Source organism: Flavobacteriales bacterium (assembly GCA_021739695.1).
GTDB lineage: Bacteria > Bacteroidota > Bacteroidia > UBA10329 > UBA10329 > UBA10329.
This window is the reverse complement of sequence record JAIPBM010000026.1, coordinates 39,446-54,475: the sequence shown is the minus strand read 5'-3', so window position 1 is coordinate 54,475 and position 15,030 is coordinate 39,446. Positions and strand designations below refer to the sequence as shown.

Annotated in this window: 13 protein-coding genes; 4 read left to right on the top strand and 9 right to left on the bottom strand. The window is 45.1% G+C overall.

Annotation, left to right across the window (positions count from 1 at the left end; translation table 11 throughout):
* Positions 1-142: 142 nt before the first annotated feature.
* From K9J17_14645 to K9J17_14635, 3 genes are all read right to left on the bottom strand, one after another.
* Complete coding sequence (locus K9J17_14645; GenBank protein MCF8277969.1) at positions 143-1,099, bottom strand: multidrug transporter; 957 nt, start codon at positions 1,097-1,099, stop codon at positions 143-145.
* Positions 1,100-1,206: 107 nt separating this feature from the next.
* Complete coding sequence (locus tag K9J17_14640) at positions 1,207-1,893, bottom strand: hypothetical protein (protein ID MCF8277968.1); 687 nt, start codon at positions 1,891-1,893, stop codon at positions 1,207-1,209.
* Between the two features lie 37 nt (positions 1,894-1,930).
* On the bottom strand, positions 1,931-2,608 hold the full coding sequence (locus K9J17_14635) for a hypothetical protein (GenBank protein ID MCF8277967.1): 678 nt from the start codon (positions 2,606-2,608) through the stop codon (positions 1,931-1,933).
* A 191-nt stretch (positions 2,609-2,799) separates the two neighbouring features.
* On the opposite strand from K9J17_14635, the gene K9J17_14630 reads away from it, so the two are divergent.
* On the top strand, positions 2,800-4,608 hold the full coding sequence (locus tag K9J17_14630; GenBank protein ID MCF8277966.1) for a tetratricopeptide repeat protein: 1,809 nt from the start codon (positions 2,800-2,802) through the stop codon (positions 4,606-4,608).
* A gap of 6 nt (positions 4,609-4,614) precedes the next feature.
* On the opposite strand, the gene K9J17_14625 is transcribed toward K9J17_14630, so the two are convergent.
* The 5 genes from K9J17_14625 to K9J17_14605 form a co-directional block, all read right to left on the bottom strand.
* On the bottom strand, positions 4,615-6,924 hold the full coding sequence (locus tag K9J17_14625) for a TonB-dependent receptor (protein ID MCF8277965.1): 2,310 nt from the start codon (positions 6,922-6,924) through the stop codon (positions 4,615-4,617).
* A 48-nt stretch (positions 6,925-6,972) separates the two neighbouring features.
* Positions 6,973-7,545 (bottom strand): type 1 periplasmic binding fold superfamily protein, encoded by a 573-nt coding sequence (locus tag K9J17_14620; protein ID MCF8277964.1) that lies wholly within the window; start codon positions 7,543-7,545, stop codon positions 6,973-6,975.
* An 83-nt stretch (positions 7,546-7,628) separates the two neighbouring features.
* A complete protein-coding gene (locus K9J17_14615; protein MCF8277963.1) occupies positions 7,629-8,033 on the bottom strand; it encodes a hypothetical protein in 405 nt (134 codons plus the stop codon).
* Between the two features lie 9 nt (positions 8,034-8,042).
* The gene (locus K9J17_14610; protein ID MCF8277962.1) at positions 8,043-8,870 is read right to left on the bottom strand and encodes a UTP--glucose-1-phosphate uridylyltransferase; all 828 of its coding nucleotides are present in this window, start codon (positions 8,868-8,870) and stop codon (positions 8,043-8,045) included.
* A complete protein-coding gene (locus K9J17_14605) occupies positions 8,867-9,874 on the bottom strand; it encodes a hypothetical protein (protein MCF8277961.1) in 1,008 nt (335 codons plus the stop codon). Before K9J17_14605 ends, K9J17_14610 begins: the two co-directional genes overlap by 4 nt.
* A 93-nt stretch (positions 9,875-9,967) precedes the next feature.
* On the opposite strand from K9J17_14605, the gene K9J17_14600 reads away from it, so the two are divergent.
* A complete protein-coding gene (locus K9J17_14600; protein MCF8277960.1) occupies positions 9,968-10,540 on the top strand; it encodes a 1-acyl-sn-glycerol-3-phosphate acyltransferase in 573 nt (190 codons plus the stop codon).
* A 12-nt stretch (positions 10,541-10,552) separates the two neighbouring features.
* On the opposite strand, the gene K9J17_14595 is transcribed toward K9J17_14600, so the two are convergent.
* Entirely contained in the window at positions 10,553-12,922 is a 2,370-nt protein-coding gene (locus tag K9J17_14595; GenBank protein MCF8277959.1) for a metallophosphoesterase, read from the bottom strand.
* 143 nt (positions 12,923-13,065) lie between these two features.
* On the opposite strand from K9J17_14595, the gene purT reads away from it, so the two are divergent.
* Together purT and K9J17_14585 are read left to right on the top strand one after the other, a co-directional pair.
* On the top strand, positions 13,066-14,232 hold the full coding sequence (gene purT / locus K9J17_14590; protein ID MCF8277958.1) for a formate-dependent phosphoribosylglycinamide formyltransferase: 1,167 nt from the start codon (positions 13,066-13,068) through the stop codon (positions 14,230-14,232).
* Between the two features lie 3 nt (positions 14,233-14,235).
* Complete coding sequence (locus K9J17_14585; protein ID MCF8277957.1) at positions 14,236-15,027, top strand: methyltransferase domain-containing protein; 792 nt, start codon at positions 14,236-14,238, stop codon at positions 15,025-15,027.
* The last annotated feature ends 3 nt before the right edge of the window (positions 15,028-15,030 follow it).

Below are 15,030 nucleotides of genomic sequence, written 5' to 3'. Positions count from 1 at the left end.
TCTGTCATGCTGCTTGTCCTAAGTTTTACCGAAGGAACTGAAGCATTTCTTTTAATCGAGCAATAAGATTCCTCGTTCCGCGGAATGACAAATGAGGGAGCCTCCGAATGACAAGTGTGCAGATTCTCGATTAACGAGCTTCTTAAAGCGAAAATCCATTCTCTGAAGGGATCGGTCCGGGAATGTCCGTATCGTTGATCATTTCGCGCATATCAATCTCAATACCACGCGAAATGGTCGTGATCGGCACATCGTTGTAGGTTCCTTCGAACGGGTTTTCAGAATAATCTCCGATCTTTTCCATCAGGAAGAAAATCCAAGTGACCAATCCTACAATGAACGGGCACACCCAGAATGCCGCACCACTCATATCGTGGAAAACATCCATAATTCCGAAAGGGAGCAATCCACAGAATACGAAGGTGAGCCAAAGGGCAGTAGAAGCATACTGACGGGGGAACGGAAAGTTCTTGATCCGTTCCGACTTGCCTTGTCCATCGTAGAAGTTTGAGATCAGATGTACCAGTTCCATGTGTCGGAAATCTTCATACAGACATTGGTCCTTCAAGTCTTGCAAACGCTTCGATTGCGTGACCAATATCTGCGTGGCAGTGTTTGCCTTGCCTTTGTACTGCTCAACCTCAGATGGCGGAAGAAACTTGAGTAATTCTCCATCAAGATTTTCTATGTATTCTTCGCAAATGTTGGGTGCAAATTTTCCTTGTATCCGATCTTCGGTATGTTCCCATTCTCGGCTCAATCGTAATTGATAACGAAGGGCAGTGAGCCAAGCAACGTGACGATAGATCAATTCCTTCTTGATCGCGTCAGCATTCTCTCCTTGCACAAAGGAAACCACCTGTGCACCAAAAGATCGGCTATCGTTTACAATTCCACCCCAAATTTTGCGTGCCTCCCAGGTTCGGTCGTAGGAGCTATTGTTTTTAAAGCCAAGATAGAACGCCACCGCAATACCGATAACACTTATCGGCTGCCATGGCAATGCAAAATGAATGTCGAATATGGCATGGGCAGTACATAGCGCCAAAGCATAAAAGAAACCTACAATGAATGGCCACTTTGACCACCTGAAGGTCATTGAGAAGCTGTAATTCCGTTTTACGTACATAGATGAATCTTTGCTAGTGCAATCAGCACTGCTTAACCGAACAAGTGTATGAAATGTTTAGAGAATTACTTGAAGCGCTACTTTGGTTCAACCAAGTAATTTCCAGAATCACCACAATCCGTAGGACATGGCAGTTGGCTTTTTAGAAAATTGGCTTCCAACGCAGTTAGTTTACCACCATCAAGCGCAGCGGCACAGATCATCATTGTGCTGCCTCCAGAAAGCTCTCCGGGGATAACCATGATACCGGTCATTCCGCTAACAGATATTCGCTCTTTGAGAACGGCTTTGCTGAAGAATACTTTTTGGTAATTGAGGCTTGAGTTGGTAATGTTCTTGACGCAACCCACTGCTTTGCTTTTTCCGATTCGCCTTGATGGACAGCTTTGATTCTCATCGTACGATTTTGCGTTCAAATATTTAGATGTTGAACCTATCTCTTTCCCATTCTGGTCTACGGCCACAGCGATGATGTCAGAATTCTGCTGGTCTGAACTTTCTTTTGCATTGTAGATTCGAATACCTACGCAGCTACTGGGAGAAAGCAGTGCTTCCAGGTCTTTGATTGAAATATAGGCTTGGTTGTATCCGCAGGTTTTGCTTACTGATGTGGCCTCGCTGATGGCATCCGATTTTTTTACCTGTATTGGGCTTTGCTCCGTTGGTTCTGGCGAAGAGTACATCGGAGTTTGTGCTTGTGCAATTCCGATGGAAATAGACACACTTGCCAACATGAGTATGCCGAAGTTGCGTAGTGTTTTCATTACTTGGATTGATTGGGTTAGTATTCGAAAAAGTGGTTTAACGATTCCAAAGGATGTAAGGATCTCCTCCGCAATCAACAGGGCATGGCAACGAACTTTGCAGGTAATTACCTCCCACGTCCTTAACCTCTTTGTTTTCATATTTAACGGCTCCAAAGGCCATGGTTCTAAGCGTGTCGTATCCGGACGAATAGATTCGAATACCCGTAGCTCCCGGAGTGTTTAAAAGTGCATTGATGCTTTCTACTCCAAGATATGCAGCATACGGTGTAAGGCCTGCTACGCCATCTCTCAAGTAGTAGACGCATTTTTTGGCTGAACTCAGATTCATCTTCACAAATTCATCAGGATAATGGTCATCCAAGGGTCTTGCCAAGTGGTATTTTCTTTCCAAGAAGTCACCGATTTCCTGTCCGTTCGATTTGATGGCAACTGCTATCACCGCTGCAAATCGTTGTTTCGGATTTTCCATTGAAACGTAAAACCGAATTCCCACGCAGTTTTTCACCTTCATCAGCTCCTGCAGGTCACTGGTTTGGATATAGGCGCTACTGAATCCGCAGGTAGGTAAGTAGGTCTTGGTTTGCTCCAAAGCATATTCGGGCGTCATATTCCTAGGGCTGTCCTTTACAGGGAATATGGTCTGTGCAGTAACGCTAAGGTTTAAGCTTATGGCAGTCGCCACCATTAGAAAGGAAAGGAGAGTCTTTTTCATTGGTTTTTATTGGTTTTGAAATGTAGTCATTGTTTATAAAATAAATTCGTTCAATGCCCCTATTTGATTGTTAAATTAACACTTGCTATCGGCAAATTCGGTGATTATTTAGCGATTTAAGATAGGAGGTAAGCCAGATCGTTCATGAGAATCTTTCTCATTTCGGGCTACATTTACTGTCCGCTAAGCTCATGATCAAAGCACTGTTGAATAAACTTACTTTGAGTTCGCATCATCTGGTCTTCTTGGTCAGTTGCTGCTGGTTATTGTTCGCGCAGCCAGGTTTGGTTTCTGCTCAGCAACATGTGGATGAAGAGCTGTCCGTCAATATTTCCGAGATCAAAACGCTACTTGCAGATGGGAAAAGTCAGCGAAAAGCTGGAGGATATGATGTCTCCTTCGAATCGCTTTCGAATGCACTTCATTTGAGTAAGCTTTCTGGTAACCGACCGCTAATTGCAAATTCATTAAGCGAATTAGGAGTCACTCGAATGTACCAGGGGAGATATTCGGATGCGCTTGAATTTTTTCATGAAGGCATGCTTATTCAGGAAGCAATGTCCGATTCTGCTGGCATGGCAGATAGCTACAATTACATTGCCTCTGTGCATCATGCTCAAACAGATTACTCGATTGCCATCAAATATTACAACAAGAGCCTTTCAATCCGCGAGCATTTGGGCGATTCCGTTGCATTAGGCGTACTCTACAACAATTTAGGAACGCTCTATGCCGATCAAGGCGATTTTGACCTTGGCTTACAATATCATACAATGAGTATGAGTATTTGGAAAGCAGTGAAAGACACCTCGTGGATAGCCGTTTCGTTACGGCACATTGGCGATTGCAGCGAGGGCCAAGGCAAGATTGAAGAAGCACTTGCATCTTATAAGGAAGGTTATCGCCTCAGCGTTCAAAAAGGCACACGGATGAACGTGATAAAAGCTTCCATGCCCATTGGCAATCTCTACCTGAAAATGAATGAGCCTGAAAAGGCGTTGGAGTGGTGCGATCGGGCCTATTCGCTTTCCTTAGAAGAAGGGAATAATTACGGTATTCAAGAAAGCTGTCTCTGTCTTTCCGAAATATTTGATGGCTTGAATAAACCAGACAAGGCGCTGGATTATTACCGAATGTCCATCAAAGCACGCGATTCTATTTACGGTCATGCAAGGACGAAGGAATTGACCCGATTGGAGATGAATTTTGTGTTTGAACGACAACAATTGGCCGATAGTCTCAAGTTTGTAAAAACGCAGATCATTCAAGAAAAACATATCCAGAACCAACGTATCGGTTTGGCTTCCATCGGATTTGTGCTGTTGATGATGGGAGCGTTGGCAGTTGTCATTTACCGCGGAAAGAGAAAGTCCGATCACCTGTTACTGAATATCCTTCCAGCGAAGATTGCGGAAGAGTTAAAAACATACGGAACGGCTAAGGCAAAAAGGCTTGATAATGTGACGGTGCTTTTCACCGATTTCAGCGGTTTCACCTCACTTTCAGAATTAATGAGTCCTGAAGAACTTGTGAACGAAATACACCAGTGCTTCAGTTATTTCGATCGAGTGATGGGCGAATTCGGAATAGAAAAGATCAAGACCATTGGCGATGCGTACATGGCGGCAAGTGGCGTTCCTAGTCCGAAAGAAACGCATGCACAGGATGCAGTTAGTGCTGCCATCAAGATTCAGAAATTCATGCTTGATCGCGAAGCGGAGAAAAAAGCCAAAGGCGAGCAATTTTTCCAGATGCGCGTGGGCATTCACACGGGAACGGTTGTGGCTGGTATTGTAGGCCAGAAAAAGTTCCAGTACGATATTTGGGGCGATGCGGTGAATGTGGCAGCCAGAATGGAAAGCAGTGGTGAAGTGGGGAAGGTGAACGTTTCGGAAACCACTTACCAGTTACTGAAAGATGATGCTCAATTCACCTTTGAAAGCCGTGGGAAAATAAAAGCAAAAGGCAAGGGAGAAATGGAGATGTATTTCGTGGTATAGTTCAGATCAGAACGAGCAGTTCAGCTGTAGATTCACATTCCACCCCGTTTCATCTGCAAAATAGCGCTGTCTGTTCATGTAATCGCGATAGGCGGTATTCAACAGGTTTTCGCCCGAAATAGAACAACGCAGTTTCGCTTTCTTCAATTTAAAAGTGGTGCCAATGTTGGCGCCCAGCAGAAAATATCCGTTCGGAACAGCCATGAAATCCTGATCGGTATTCAGGTGCGTTTGCTTAAAAATGTATCGGCCATTGATGCTGATGGAAGGATTTTTCATCGTTTCCCCGTCTTTGAACGAGTAGGACAGGGAGCCGAATAGGTTATTTGACGGCATATAGACCAAAGGCTTTTTATTTCGCACATCATCGCCCTGTAAAAACGAATATTTCGCCACAAGTCGGATGCTTTCGATGGGCTCATAAGAAACCAAGGCATCCAGTCCAGCAATCGTTGCATCTGTTTGCTGATAGGTGAACAATGGAAACGCTCCGCGGATGGTCAATCTGAATTCATCTTCTGGCTGTAGGTAGATGAAATTGCTGATGTACTGAAAGTATCCGAGCACTTGCACGAACAGTTTTTTCTTCAAATTCCAATCGGCAGAAAGCACGGCTTTCGTAGAACGTTCGTTCTTGAGATTTCTGTTTCCTTCCTCAATTCCGCTAACGCCTTGATGCAAGCCTGCGCTATAAAGCTCATTCACTTCTGGCGATCGGAGCACGTGCCCAAGGTTTAGATTCAATTTTACCTGCGGAAGAATCCTGTATCGGACTCCTGCCGCCAAACTGTAATTGTTGAATGTGTGATAGTGCCGCTCAATCTCTCTTGGAAGGGAAGTGGAGATGGCCACTACTTGCAGATGGTTCAGGTCGTAGCGGGCACCAACTTCATACAGCATCCGTCTTTTTTCTTCTTGAAATATGGCAAAGACGCCAGTTTTATACGCTCGATAATCTGGAATTAGTGGAAGTATTCCAGTTTCAGAGCTGTTGGTATTATCAGTCATCCTAAGTTGAACGCCTGTTTTCAATTGTCTTCCGTGATCGAAGAAGTGCTTGTAAACACCTTCGAGGTATTGATCCCATTGCAACAGGCTGAGCGCAGGAAGTGTGCTGCGGTCTGCTCTTCGCACGTCAAACTCTTTCCGATTATTCACCTGTCCGCCATAGGTAAGGCTGAGACTTTGATGTTCGTTGAAAATATGCTGACTTTCCAGCTTCAGTAAGTGATGCTGAACGGTTTGCCGAGGTTCGCTGATGGCGTACGAGAAATGATCTTTTGTAAAGAAAGGAACGTCCTTTCCAATGGCTTCTTCAAGGTCGCTTAGGTTGCCAATATTGGAACCTCGCAGAATAGCAATTTCAGTGTTGAAAAGGCTATAGTACAGCTTCATTTCCCACTTCGGACTAAAGCGCTTTTCAAGTTGCGCAGCCACGTTGTATTCCCTTTTTCCTGTATTGGTCAAGTAATAGTCCGGTGCTTTTCTGTCACCAATGACCTTGGTTGTAGCTGAAACGCGCCAAGCAGCCCATTTGCTGTGCTTCTGCAAACGGGCGTTGAGCGTATGTCCCAAACCATTGCTCTGAAAAATGTAATTCACATCGCCATGCAAATGTGGGTCGTTGCCAATGGCGTCTGGTTCCACCAATATCACACCACCCAACGAACCGCCAGGATAGGCAAGGGCAGAGGCGCCTTTTACCACAGAAATGTGTTCGGCCACGTAGGGATCAATTTCAGGTGCATGATCATTTCCCCATTGTTGACCACTTTGCGCAATTCCATTGTTCAAAATGGCTACGCGATTTCCCGAGAGTCCGTGGACCACAGGTTTTGATACGCCCGAACCTGTTTTGATGCTACTCACTCCCGTCATTTGCTCCAGCATTTGAGAAAAATCCTTGTTGGCTTCTTCCTTAATGGTGTTCTGGTCGATGGTTGAACTGGCGGCCGTTTCGTTCTGCGATCGGTGGTCATGCACCATTACTTCATCCACCAATTCGCTATGGTGGTGCATGCTTATTTGAACGACCGTGTCTTTAGAAAGAGAGACGTAAACTGTATGCGTTTCGCAACCGATATGGTTGAAACGTAGGTGATAATCGCCTTTGCACAGATTACTCAACTTAAACGTTCCTGTGCTGTCTGATGCCACTCCAGACTGTATTTCTTCCACGTAAATGGTTCCATAAGCCATCGGAATGCCTGTGCTTTCATCCACCAGTTTCCCAGAGATGGAAAGCGAGCATTTCTGAGCATTTACCCAAAAGGGAAGAAGGAAAAACAAGAAAAGGAAAAACGTAAAGTGTTTCATTGGAAGAAATGACCTCCGTTCGGTTTAAACCGAACGGAGGTCAGGAATTTACTGAACCACTACATTGAATGTGACTTCAATATCCGTTTCGCCACCAGCATTTTCAATAAGTCCGAGATCAACTCCAGCGGCATCCTTATCTGGTTGGTGCCTAAGGGTAATTGTGAGGTTGAGCCCAGACTGGCTGTCAGGTGTTTGAAACGTTGTGATCAAACCGATCGGATTCCCATTGGCATCGGAGTCAGCATAATCAAATCCACCCGTTAGAAAGAAAGAGGAGAACTGATAGAAGAACTGGTGGTCCTCCGCTTCCTCTTCCACTTCTTCTGTGATATTTTCGGCAGGTGTCTCTGCCTCATTCAGTAGCGTGACAACGCCATAGTAGGTAGTGTTTGCGTTCAGCGTTCCGTTTACGATAACGGGTGCATCACCACCATCACCGTCTAGGTCGGTAAACCTGAATTCAACAGCAGTACCACCTCCTTCGGGAGTAAGCGTGTAAATAAGTGTGGTGATCAGTTCCTCTTCGTTTGGAATTACTGGATCTTCCTTCTCACAAGCGGTGAATAATAGAATGGAAAATAGGGGCAAGGCCCACAATATGTTTTTTGTGTTCTTCATGATTTTGAATAAAAAGTTGAATCCGAAAACCTTTTGGCAATCGGCAAAATGTAGCCTGAATTAGCTACAGAAACTTGAAATGATCATGAACGTGCGGGCGGGCCGCGAGGTGCATAGGCCAGCGAATGATTGTAACCAAAAACCTTTATGCTGGCGGGCTTATTGAATGCAATTTGAGTAGGCTTCTCTAAAGCCTTTACAAGCGGTGGATTGAAGTGAAATCTGGAAACAGTGACCTTACAGAGATCACATTCCGTTTCATCCTGAGTTATGTGGCTTTTATGATGGCAATCGGCTGCTACTTCGCCATGATAGATGGCTCTGTGGCAAGCGTCTGCTTCAGCAGCTGCTGTATGTAATTCCGAATGGTCGTGATGATGAACTGCTTGATGGAAACTCTCAAACGAAACGACATTCAAGAAGTATCCGAACAAGAGTAAAGTAGCAGCAAAGCCTCTTACAAAACCGTATGTTGGTCGCAAAATCACGATGCTAAGTTAGTCACAATCGAATTCGGTCAAAGAAAGATTGGCAAGCAACAATCCTTTCGGATCACCAACATCAAATCGATCACCTTTCAATTCTACACCATTCAAGCCATCTGAAACTAACAGTTGCTGCATGGCATCGGTCAATTGAATTTCATTATTGATTCCCGCTTGAGTTTGTTCCAAATATTGGAAGATGCGTGGCGTGAATATGTATCGCGCACAGAAGGCCAAGTTCGAATCTGTTTGACTTTGGTCGGGTTTTTCCATCAGTTTTCTGCCATGGAAAATGCCATCCTCAAATTCGCCACCTTCAAAGATGCCATAACGATGAATGAGGCATTCTTCCACTTGCTGAACACCGACAACAGAACGTTCGTAAGTGTTGAATGCATCCAAAAGCTTTGATGTAAACGAAGTGCAGTCATCTGTATGAATGATGCTATCACCTAGTAGCACGGCAAAAGGTTCGTTTCCAACTGCATCTTTTGCACACAGAACAGCATGTCCTAATCCCAACTGCTCGTTTTGATAAACCGTGGTGATCTTCACCATGTTCCAAATGCGCTCCAGCTCATGCAATTCCTTGTGTTTGCCTTGCTTCAAGAGTTGAGCTTCCAACTTTTTATTCGGACGGAAGTAATCGACCACAGCTTCTTTGCCTTCGCTTATTACGAGTATCACTTCTTCAATTCCTGCTTTTGCTGCTTCATGTACCACATGCTCAATCACCGGTCTGCCGCAAACTGGCAACAATTCTTTTGGAACGATTGAAGTAATGGGAAGCATTCGTGTACCGAATCCTGCAGCAGGAATCACCGCCTTTCTCACTTTCATTCTTCGTAAACGATTTCGGGGAGAAGTATGTTCACGCCATTCTCACTGAAGTCTGCTTTTAATCGTTCAAGCATGGCCTGATCGGTATACATTCCGATGATGGCACCACCCGAACCGCAGAATTTCGCACTAGCTCCGCTTTGTCTTGCAAGCATGACCAGATCAACTTGTTTTGCCTGCAAATGCGTTAGGTTATTCCTTATGTCGAAGTTGGCGTTGATGCATCGGTTCATCGTTGCAAGATCATCTGCTTCCAAAGCCTGCTTAAACTCTAAGGTCAGGTTTTTCCAAGCTTCTACTGCTTCCAACATCTGCGTATCGCCATTGTTGAATCGCTCGCGGAGGTTGCTGTGCGTTTTTTCAGAACCTTCGGCCAAGGTGTTGGAATAAGCGATGTAAACCTTTGTCAATGGCCGTTTCAGTTTCTCGTATTTCCCGTAAGGATTGGCATTGAAATGTCCGGCATCAAAATCCATGAAGACCGGATAATTGTATGCCTGCGCCACACGGTCTTGCAATCCTGCAGGAATTCCTAGTTCTTCCGTTTCAACCTGCCAAGCCAAATTGGCCAAAAGCCATGGCTGCATTTTCACTCCGTACCAACTTCCTAAAGCTCTGAGGCAAGCAGAAATGATGGCACTTGAACCTGAAAGTCCCAGCAATACGGGAATGTTAGTAGTATAACTGAGTTTGAAGCCTCTATCGTGCAGGTGAATATTCTCCTTTTCGCAGTGCTTCATAAATACCAGTAAGGTGGCTTTAAGCAAGCGAAGACCACCGTAGTAACCCATGGTACTGACCGTAGAACGGAATGAGTCGAGGTTTTTCCATTTCAGGTGATCCACCAACCCAGGGGCGACCTCAATATGGTCGTGCTCATCCATCTGCACCTGCGCGCGAAAGTCGCTGAAAACGAATGCGATTGTCATTCCTCCAAAACCATCAGAAGGATTTCCGATGAGTGCTGCCCGTGGATAAGCTATGCCAATAACGCCTTGTGCCATATGGCAAAATTAACATATCGTTTGTGCTGGAATCAAGCGAATATCATGATGAACCAGATGCTGCTTACCTTTGGCCAAAATCAACATTTCGCCATGGGACGATTCTTTTATTGGTTGGCAAACCTGCTTTGGTACAGAATAGGTGGTTGGAAAGTCGTGTCGAGAATTCCAGTAGGATTGAAGAAAGCAGTCATTGCGGCTGCTCCTCACACGGCAAACGAAGACTTTCCTGTAGGAACTGGTGCTTGGTATGCTGAGAACAAATCGGCAAGTTTCATTGCTAAAAAAGAATTGTTCGATGGTCCGATGGGCTTCATTTTCAAATCAATGGGTGGAATTCCCATCGACCGATCGAAGAGTAAGAATATGGTAGATCAGGCCGCAGATTTTTTTAAAGACCGAGATGAATTGTTTCTAGTGATTGCACCAGAAGGCACGCGCGCTTGGAAACCGAGATGGAAAACAGGATTCTATTATATTGCAAAAACAGCAGGTGTTCCCATCATTCTTGCTTACATGGATTTCGCCAAGCACGAAGTTGGCATGGGGGAGCTGTTCTATCCAACAGATGATGAAGCTGCTGATTTTAAATACATCGAAGATTTCTATTCAAAGGTCACGGCTAAGTATCCAGCGAAGTACAATCCGAAAATGACGGAGGAATAACCCAATTTCGGGTTAATTCACCACCAATATACCGGATGATTGCCACGTACCATCTGTAACACGATAGAGATAGAATCCACTTGCTAATCTACTTGCAGAGACTTTGAATTTGCCAGTATTTGAATTGGTGCTGTAAACCATACGTCCTGCACGGTCATAAACTTCCAACTGATAATTGGCATTTCTACTCGGCTTAAGCACTTCGATAGTAGCTTCTTCTGAGAACGGATTCGGATAGACCGAAACGCCCCAGTTGTAAACGTGCTCTGAAATGCCCACAGGAACGTACTCGGCACAGGCACCCGGATTCAGGTTTAGTTTTACAAAGAGTTCATCAAAGTAGCTGTCGTTGTCCGTACCCAATCCATTACGGGTTCCCATTAGGATGAATTTCACAAAGCGTGTTCCTACTGGTACCGTGATCGATTCGATTTTAAGGGTCCAAGTGGCGTTCTGATGCCCTGTGGTTGCAGAGGTGGCAAGCAAGTTGGCAGATGCACCATAGCATTCCAATTTGAACTCTGGTCTATCGGTACCATTGTAGTCTCTCAGGTAGCCTCCGAAATTTACCAGCACATTGCCGCCATCGATGTCGGTGGCATAAGCCGAAATATCCACATATTGATGCCCCTCGCCATAAGCATTGGCATCGCAAACGCCACCGACCGCAAACAATTTCAATCCTGCGTAAGCATCAACGCCCCCGCATTCGCTGCTGTTAATTGATTCAAACGCTCCTTGATCTTCCACCCAACTTGTCAGGCCATCCTCCGCATCGCCATTCACCAATAGGTTAGGAGTGAGGCTCGAATTGGTGGTCTGAAACATGTTGGCGTCCGACCATTCGCTCCATGCTAGACTTCTATCACGGTAGCGCACTTGCCAATAATAGGTGCTATTCTCTTCCAGCACATTCACCTCTTGGTCAACCATGTTGTTGCCCGCCATCAGGTCCACATCATAGTACCAGTTTTCGTGCTGATACCATTCATCGTAAATGATATTTGAAAAGGCCGCATCGGTAGCAATACGCCATTGCGTTGCCCCGTGTAGGTCGCCATCTGGGTCAACGAATTCGCTTCCGAGAAAAATAATGCAATCGGGCGCCAACACATCTTGATCACCAGGAAAAATGCCCGTTGGTTTATCGGGCGAAGGATTGTTGAATTTGATTCGAACGCTGTCTTTAAGCACGTTGGTCACCAAGCCATCTTCGTAGCTGCCATGGCTCAGTCGGGTAAGAAGGAATTGTGGGTCTGCGCCAGCTTCCACTTCTACAAGTATATAGCCGAAATCATCATCGCTGCGCGAAAATTCAGGATAATCGAATTGTGCAAATTCACCCCAATTATCGATGGCGCCACCAGCAGTGGCAACGTTTACCATTAAATGGTTGTGATCTTTGCTCTGTCCACGTGAATAACCATGCGTGTGACCGAAAAAATGAGTGGTGGGTTTCCCGGTGTTACTACTGAAATCCTGTAAAAGGGTAATCACATCTCCTGTATAATCCAGTTCTCCATCTATCCAAAGTTCCGATTTGAACGGGTGATGGATCTGTGCAAACACAAAGTCAATATCGCTGTCGGTAGCTGCATCGTCCAGCACGGTCTCTAGCCAATCGAGTTGCTCTTGTACTCGGTATCCCGAGTTCGATTCTAAGCCGATCAACCGAACATTTGAATAATCCTTGTACCACCAATGTTCAGGATAATCATTGGACATGGTGCCGTTCATCGGCAGGTTGAAATACTTGAAGAAAGTGGGTGTATTCGATTCGTGATTGCCAGGAACAGGGTAGAGCGGGACATAGCTCAATAAGTTTTCAGCTGGCTGAAAAAATGTGGATGCCCAAGTCTGATACAACGGCCCAAAATCAACCAAGTCGCCAGGAATCATGAAATAGCCAATGTCCTCCGCAAGGTCGTTGCCGAACTTAGTGTTGATGTATGGAATCAGGTTGTCGTTCACAATATCACCAAATACTGAGGGATGTGAAATATCCTGTTGCATGTCGCTCATTGCAACAATATTGAATGAAGCTTCGGATGATTTTAGCGGTGGTGTTTTAAAGAAATAAACACTGCTCTGTAGACTTCCAGTAACCGTTTTGTAATAGTATTTGGTCGCAGGTTGTAAACCGGTCAGTTCCACATCATGAATCTTTGATAGACCAAATCCTGTGATGGATGAGCCAGTCGCGGTGCTACCTAAAGCATTTGAGACCCCATATTCTACTGTACTGGTACCACTTGTGCTGGATTCCCACATGATATGGATTGAGTTCGGTTCAGCATTTTGCAGGTATGGTTTTACAACCATGTTTTGCGCAAATAGGAAAATTGGAAATAGCGAAAAGGAGATTAGTAGCGAAAGCCTCATGCAATTGATTTTGCCCAAAGTTAAGCGAATGTTAATTCCACGTTATGGATTCGAAGATTTCTGTTCACAGCTTGAGTGTGGTGAGCAGCATTAGTTAGACGCCTACGTGACGTCTGTACATATATTCGCGTCAAATTTGAATGATGCGTAAAAAGATACTCTTACTCGGAAGCGGTGAATTAGGAAAGGAATTCGTGATTGCACTTCAGCGTTACGGGCAATACGTGATTGCGGTTGATAGCTACGAAGGCGCTCCGGCCATGCAGGTTGCGCACGAGTTTGAGGTGATTGATATGTTGGATGGAAATGCGTTGGATGCTATTGTTGCTAAGCATCAGCCCGATCTTGTTATTCCAGAAATTGAAGCCATTCGCACAGAGCGACTTTACGATTACGAAAAGACAGGCATTCAGGTGGTTCCAAGTGCAAAGGCAGCCAATTTCACCATGAACAGAAAAGCCATTCGCGATCTTGCGGCTAAACAACTCAATCTGAAAACGGCCAATTATCGCTATGCAACTTCTGCGGATGAATTGAAAGCGGCTGTAGCTGAAGTGGGCATTCCATGTGTAGTAAAACCGTTGATGTCTTCATCGGGAAAAGGTCAATCATCCATTAGAACGGAAGAGGAGATTCAAAAAGCGTGGGATTATGCGCTTTCCGGCTCTCGGGGCGATCTGGTGGAAGTGATTGTCGAAGAGTTCATTCCATTTGAATCAGAAATCACCCTATTAACGGTTACGCAGAAGAATGGGCCAACCTTGTTCTGCCCCGCCATTGGGCACCGACAAGAACGAGGAGATTATCAGGAAAGTTGGCAACCAGCTACCCTAAGTGATGCTGCATTGAAAACAGCGCAGGATATGGCCGATAAGGTTACCGAAGCGTTAACTGGTGCAGGTATTTGGGGAGTTGAGTTCTTCATTTCGGGCGATACGGTCTGGTTCTCTGAACTTTCACCACGACCACATGATACTGGTATGGTGACGTTGGCTGGTTCGCAGAATTTTTCGGAATTCGAGTTGCATGCACGGGCTGTGCTTGGACTTACTATTCCAGAAATCACCTTGGAACGTGTAGCTGCCAGTGCAGTTGTTTTGGCGAGTGATACGAATCCAGATCAACCGCTTGTGTCGGGTTTGGATGAAGCAGCTAAATTTCCTCAAACAGATTTCCGTGTTTTTGGCAAACCCAACACGCGACCATACAGAAGAATGGCCGTTGGATTGGCTTACGATGGTTTGGATGGGTCAACGGATGCGGTGCGAAAAGTGGCTAAGCAAGTGGCAGATTGCATCAAAATAAACTGACCATTGAACTATAAACTGCTCTTTCCAACGTTTCGCAGGCGTTTCAAGTTTGTGAATGAACAACTCGGTCTTTTCGGTCGGAGTGAAGGTGAAGCGCTGAATGTTGGAACAGGCGAGGGCGACTACGATCACATGGTTTCGCAGCACGTAAAACGATTGATCTCTTGCGATATCAACCAAGATGACCTCGATTTTGCCAAGCAATTCAATGCTGATGTTCCGAATGTGAACTACGAAATTCAAGACGCCATGAACTTGAGCTATCAGGACAATCGTTTTGAACTATTGGTCTGTTTGGAAGTGATTGAGCACGTTCCCGATTCAGTTCAATTGGTGAAAGAATGGGCGCGTGTGCTAGCGCCAAACGGCACTGCCATTGTTTCATTTCCTTCCAATCATTTTCCATTCACTTACGACCCGATAAATCGGATTTTGCAACGCTTCGGAACCTATGTTCCTATTGGTGCTTATGGTTATGGGCATTGGAAGTTGATCGATCCGACCGAATTTGAACAATGGATTGAAGCTGCAGGATTTGAAATTATGCAAAAAGCACCTCTTTCAAGCTACTTTTCTAGCGCGTTCGAATTCTATTATCCAAGTATCATCCAATCCTTGCTGAAGCCAAATTCAGGTAATGCTGTTGGAGGAAAGAAGAAGAAACTCGCAGTCCGACCTTCTAGAAAAGATTCTTGGTTAGGAGGCGCAACTGACATGCTCATTTCAATCGATAAGCTGCTTTTTGGCTGGAGCAGTTCTTCTGTGAATATTGGCTACGTCCTTCGGAAGAAGTAAAGT

Coding starts and splice junctions, on each gene's coding strand:
- K9J17_14645 (MCF8277969.1), bottom strand. CDS start 1,099: ATGACCTTCAGGTGGTCAAAGTGGCCATTCATTGTAGGTTTCTTTTAT.
- K9J17_14640 (MCF8277968.1), bottom strand. CDS start 1,893: ATGAAAACACTACGCAACTTCGGCATACTCATGTTGGCAAGTGTGTCT.
- K9J17_14635 (MCF8277967.1), bottom strand. CDS start 2,608: ATGAAAAAGACTCTCCTTTCCTTTCTAATGGTGGCGACTGCCATAAGC.
- K9J17_14630 (MCF8277966.1), top strand. CDS start 2,800: ATGATCAAAGCACTGTTGAATAAACTTACTTTGAGTTCGCATCATCTG.
- K9J17_14625 (MCF8277965.1), bottom strand. CDS start 6,924: ATGAAACACTTTACGTTTTTCCTTTTCTTGTTTTTCCTTCTTCCCTTT.
- K9J17_14620 (MCF8277964.1), bottom strand. CDS start 7,545: ATGAAGAACACAAAAAACATATTGTGGGCCTTGCCCCTATTTTCCATT.
- K9J17_14610 (MCF8277962.1), bottom strand. CDS start 8,870: ATGAAAGTGAGAAAGGCGGTGATTCCTGCTGCAGGATTCGGTACACGA.
- K9J17_14605 (MCF8277961.1), bottom strand. CDS start 9,874: ATGGCACAAGGCGTTATTGGCATAGCTTATCCACGGGCAGCACTCATC.
- K9J17_14600 (MCF8277960.1), top strand. CDS start 9,968: ATGGGACGATTCTTTTATTGGTTGGCAAACCTGCTTTGGTACAGAATA.
- K9J17_14595 (MCF8277959.1), bottom strand. CDS start 12,922: ATGAGGCTTTCGCTACTAATCTCCTTTTCGCTATTTCCAATTTTCCTA.
- purT (MCF8277958.1), top strand. CDS start 13,066: ATGCGTAAAAAGATACTCTTACTCGGAAGCGGTGAATTAGGAAAGGAA.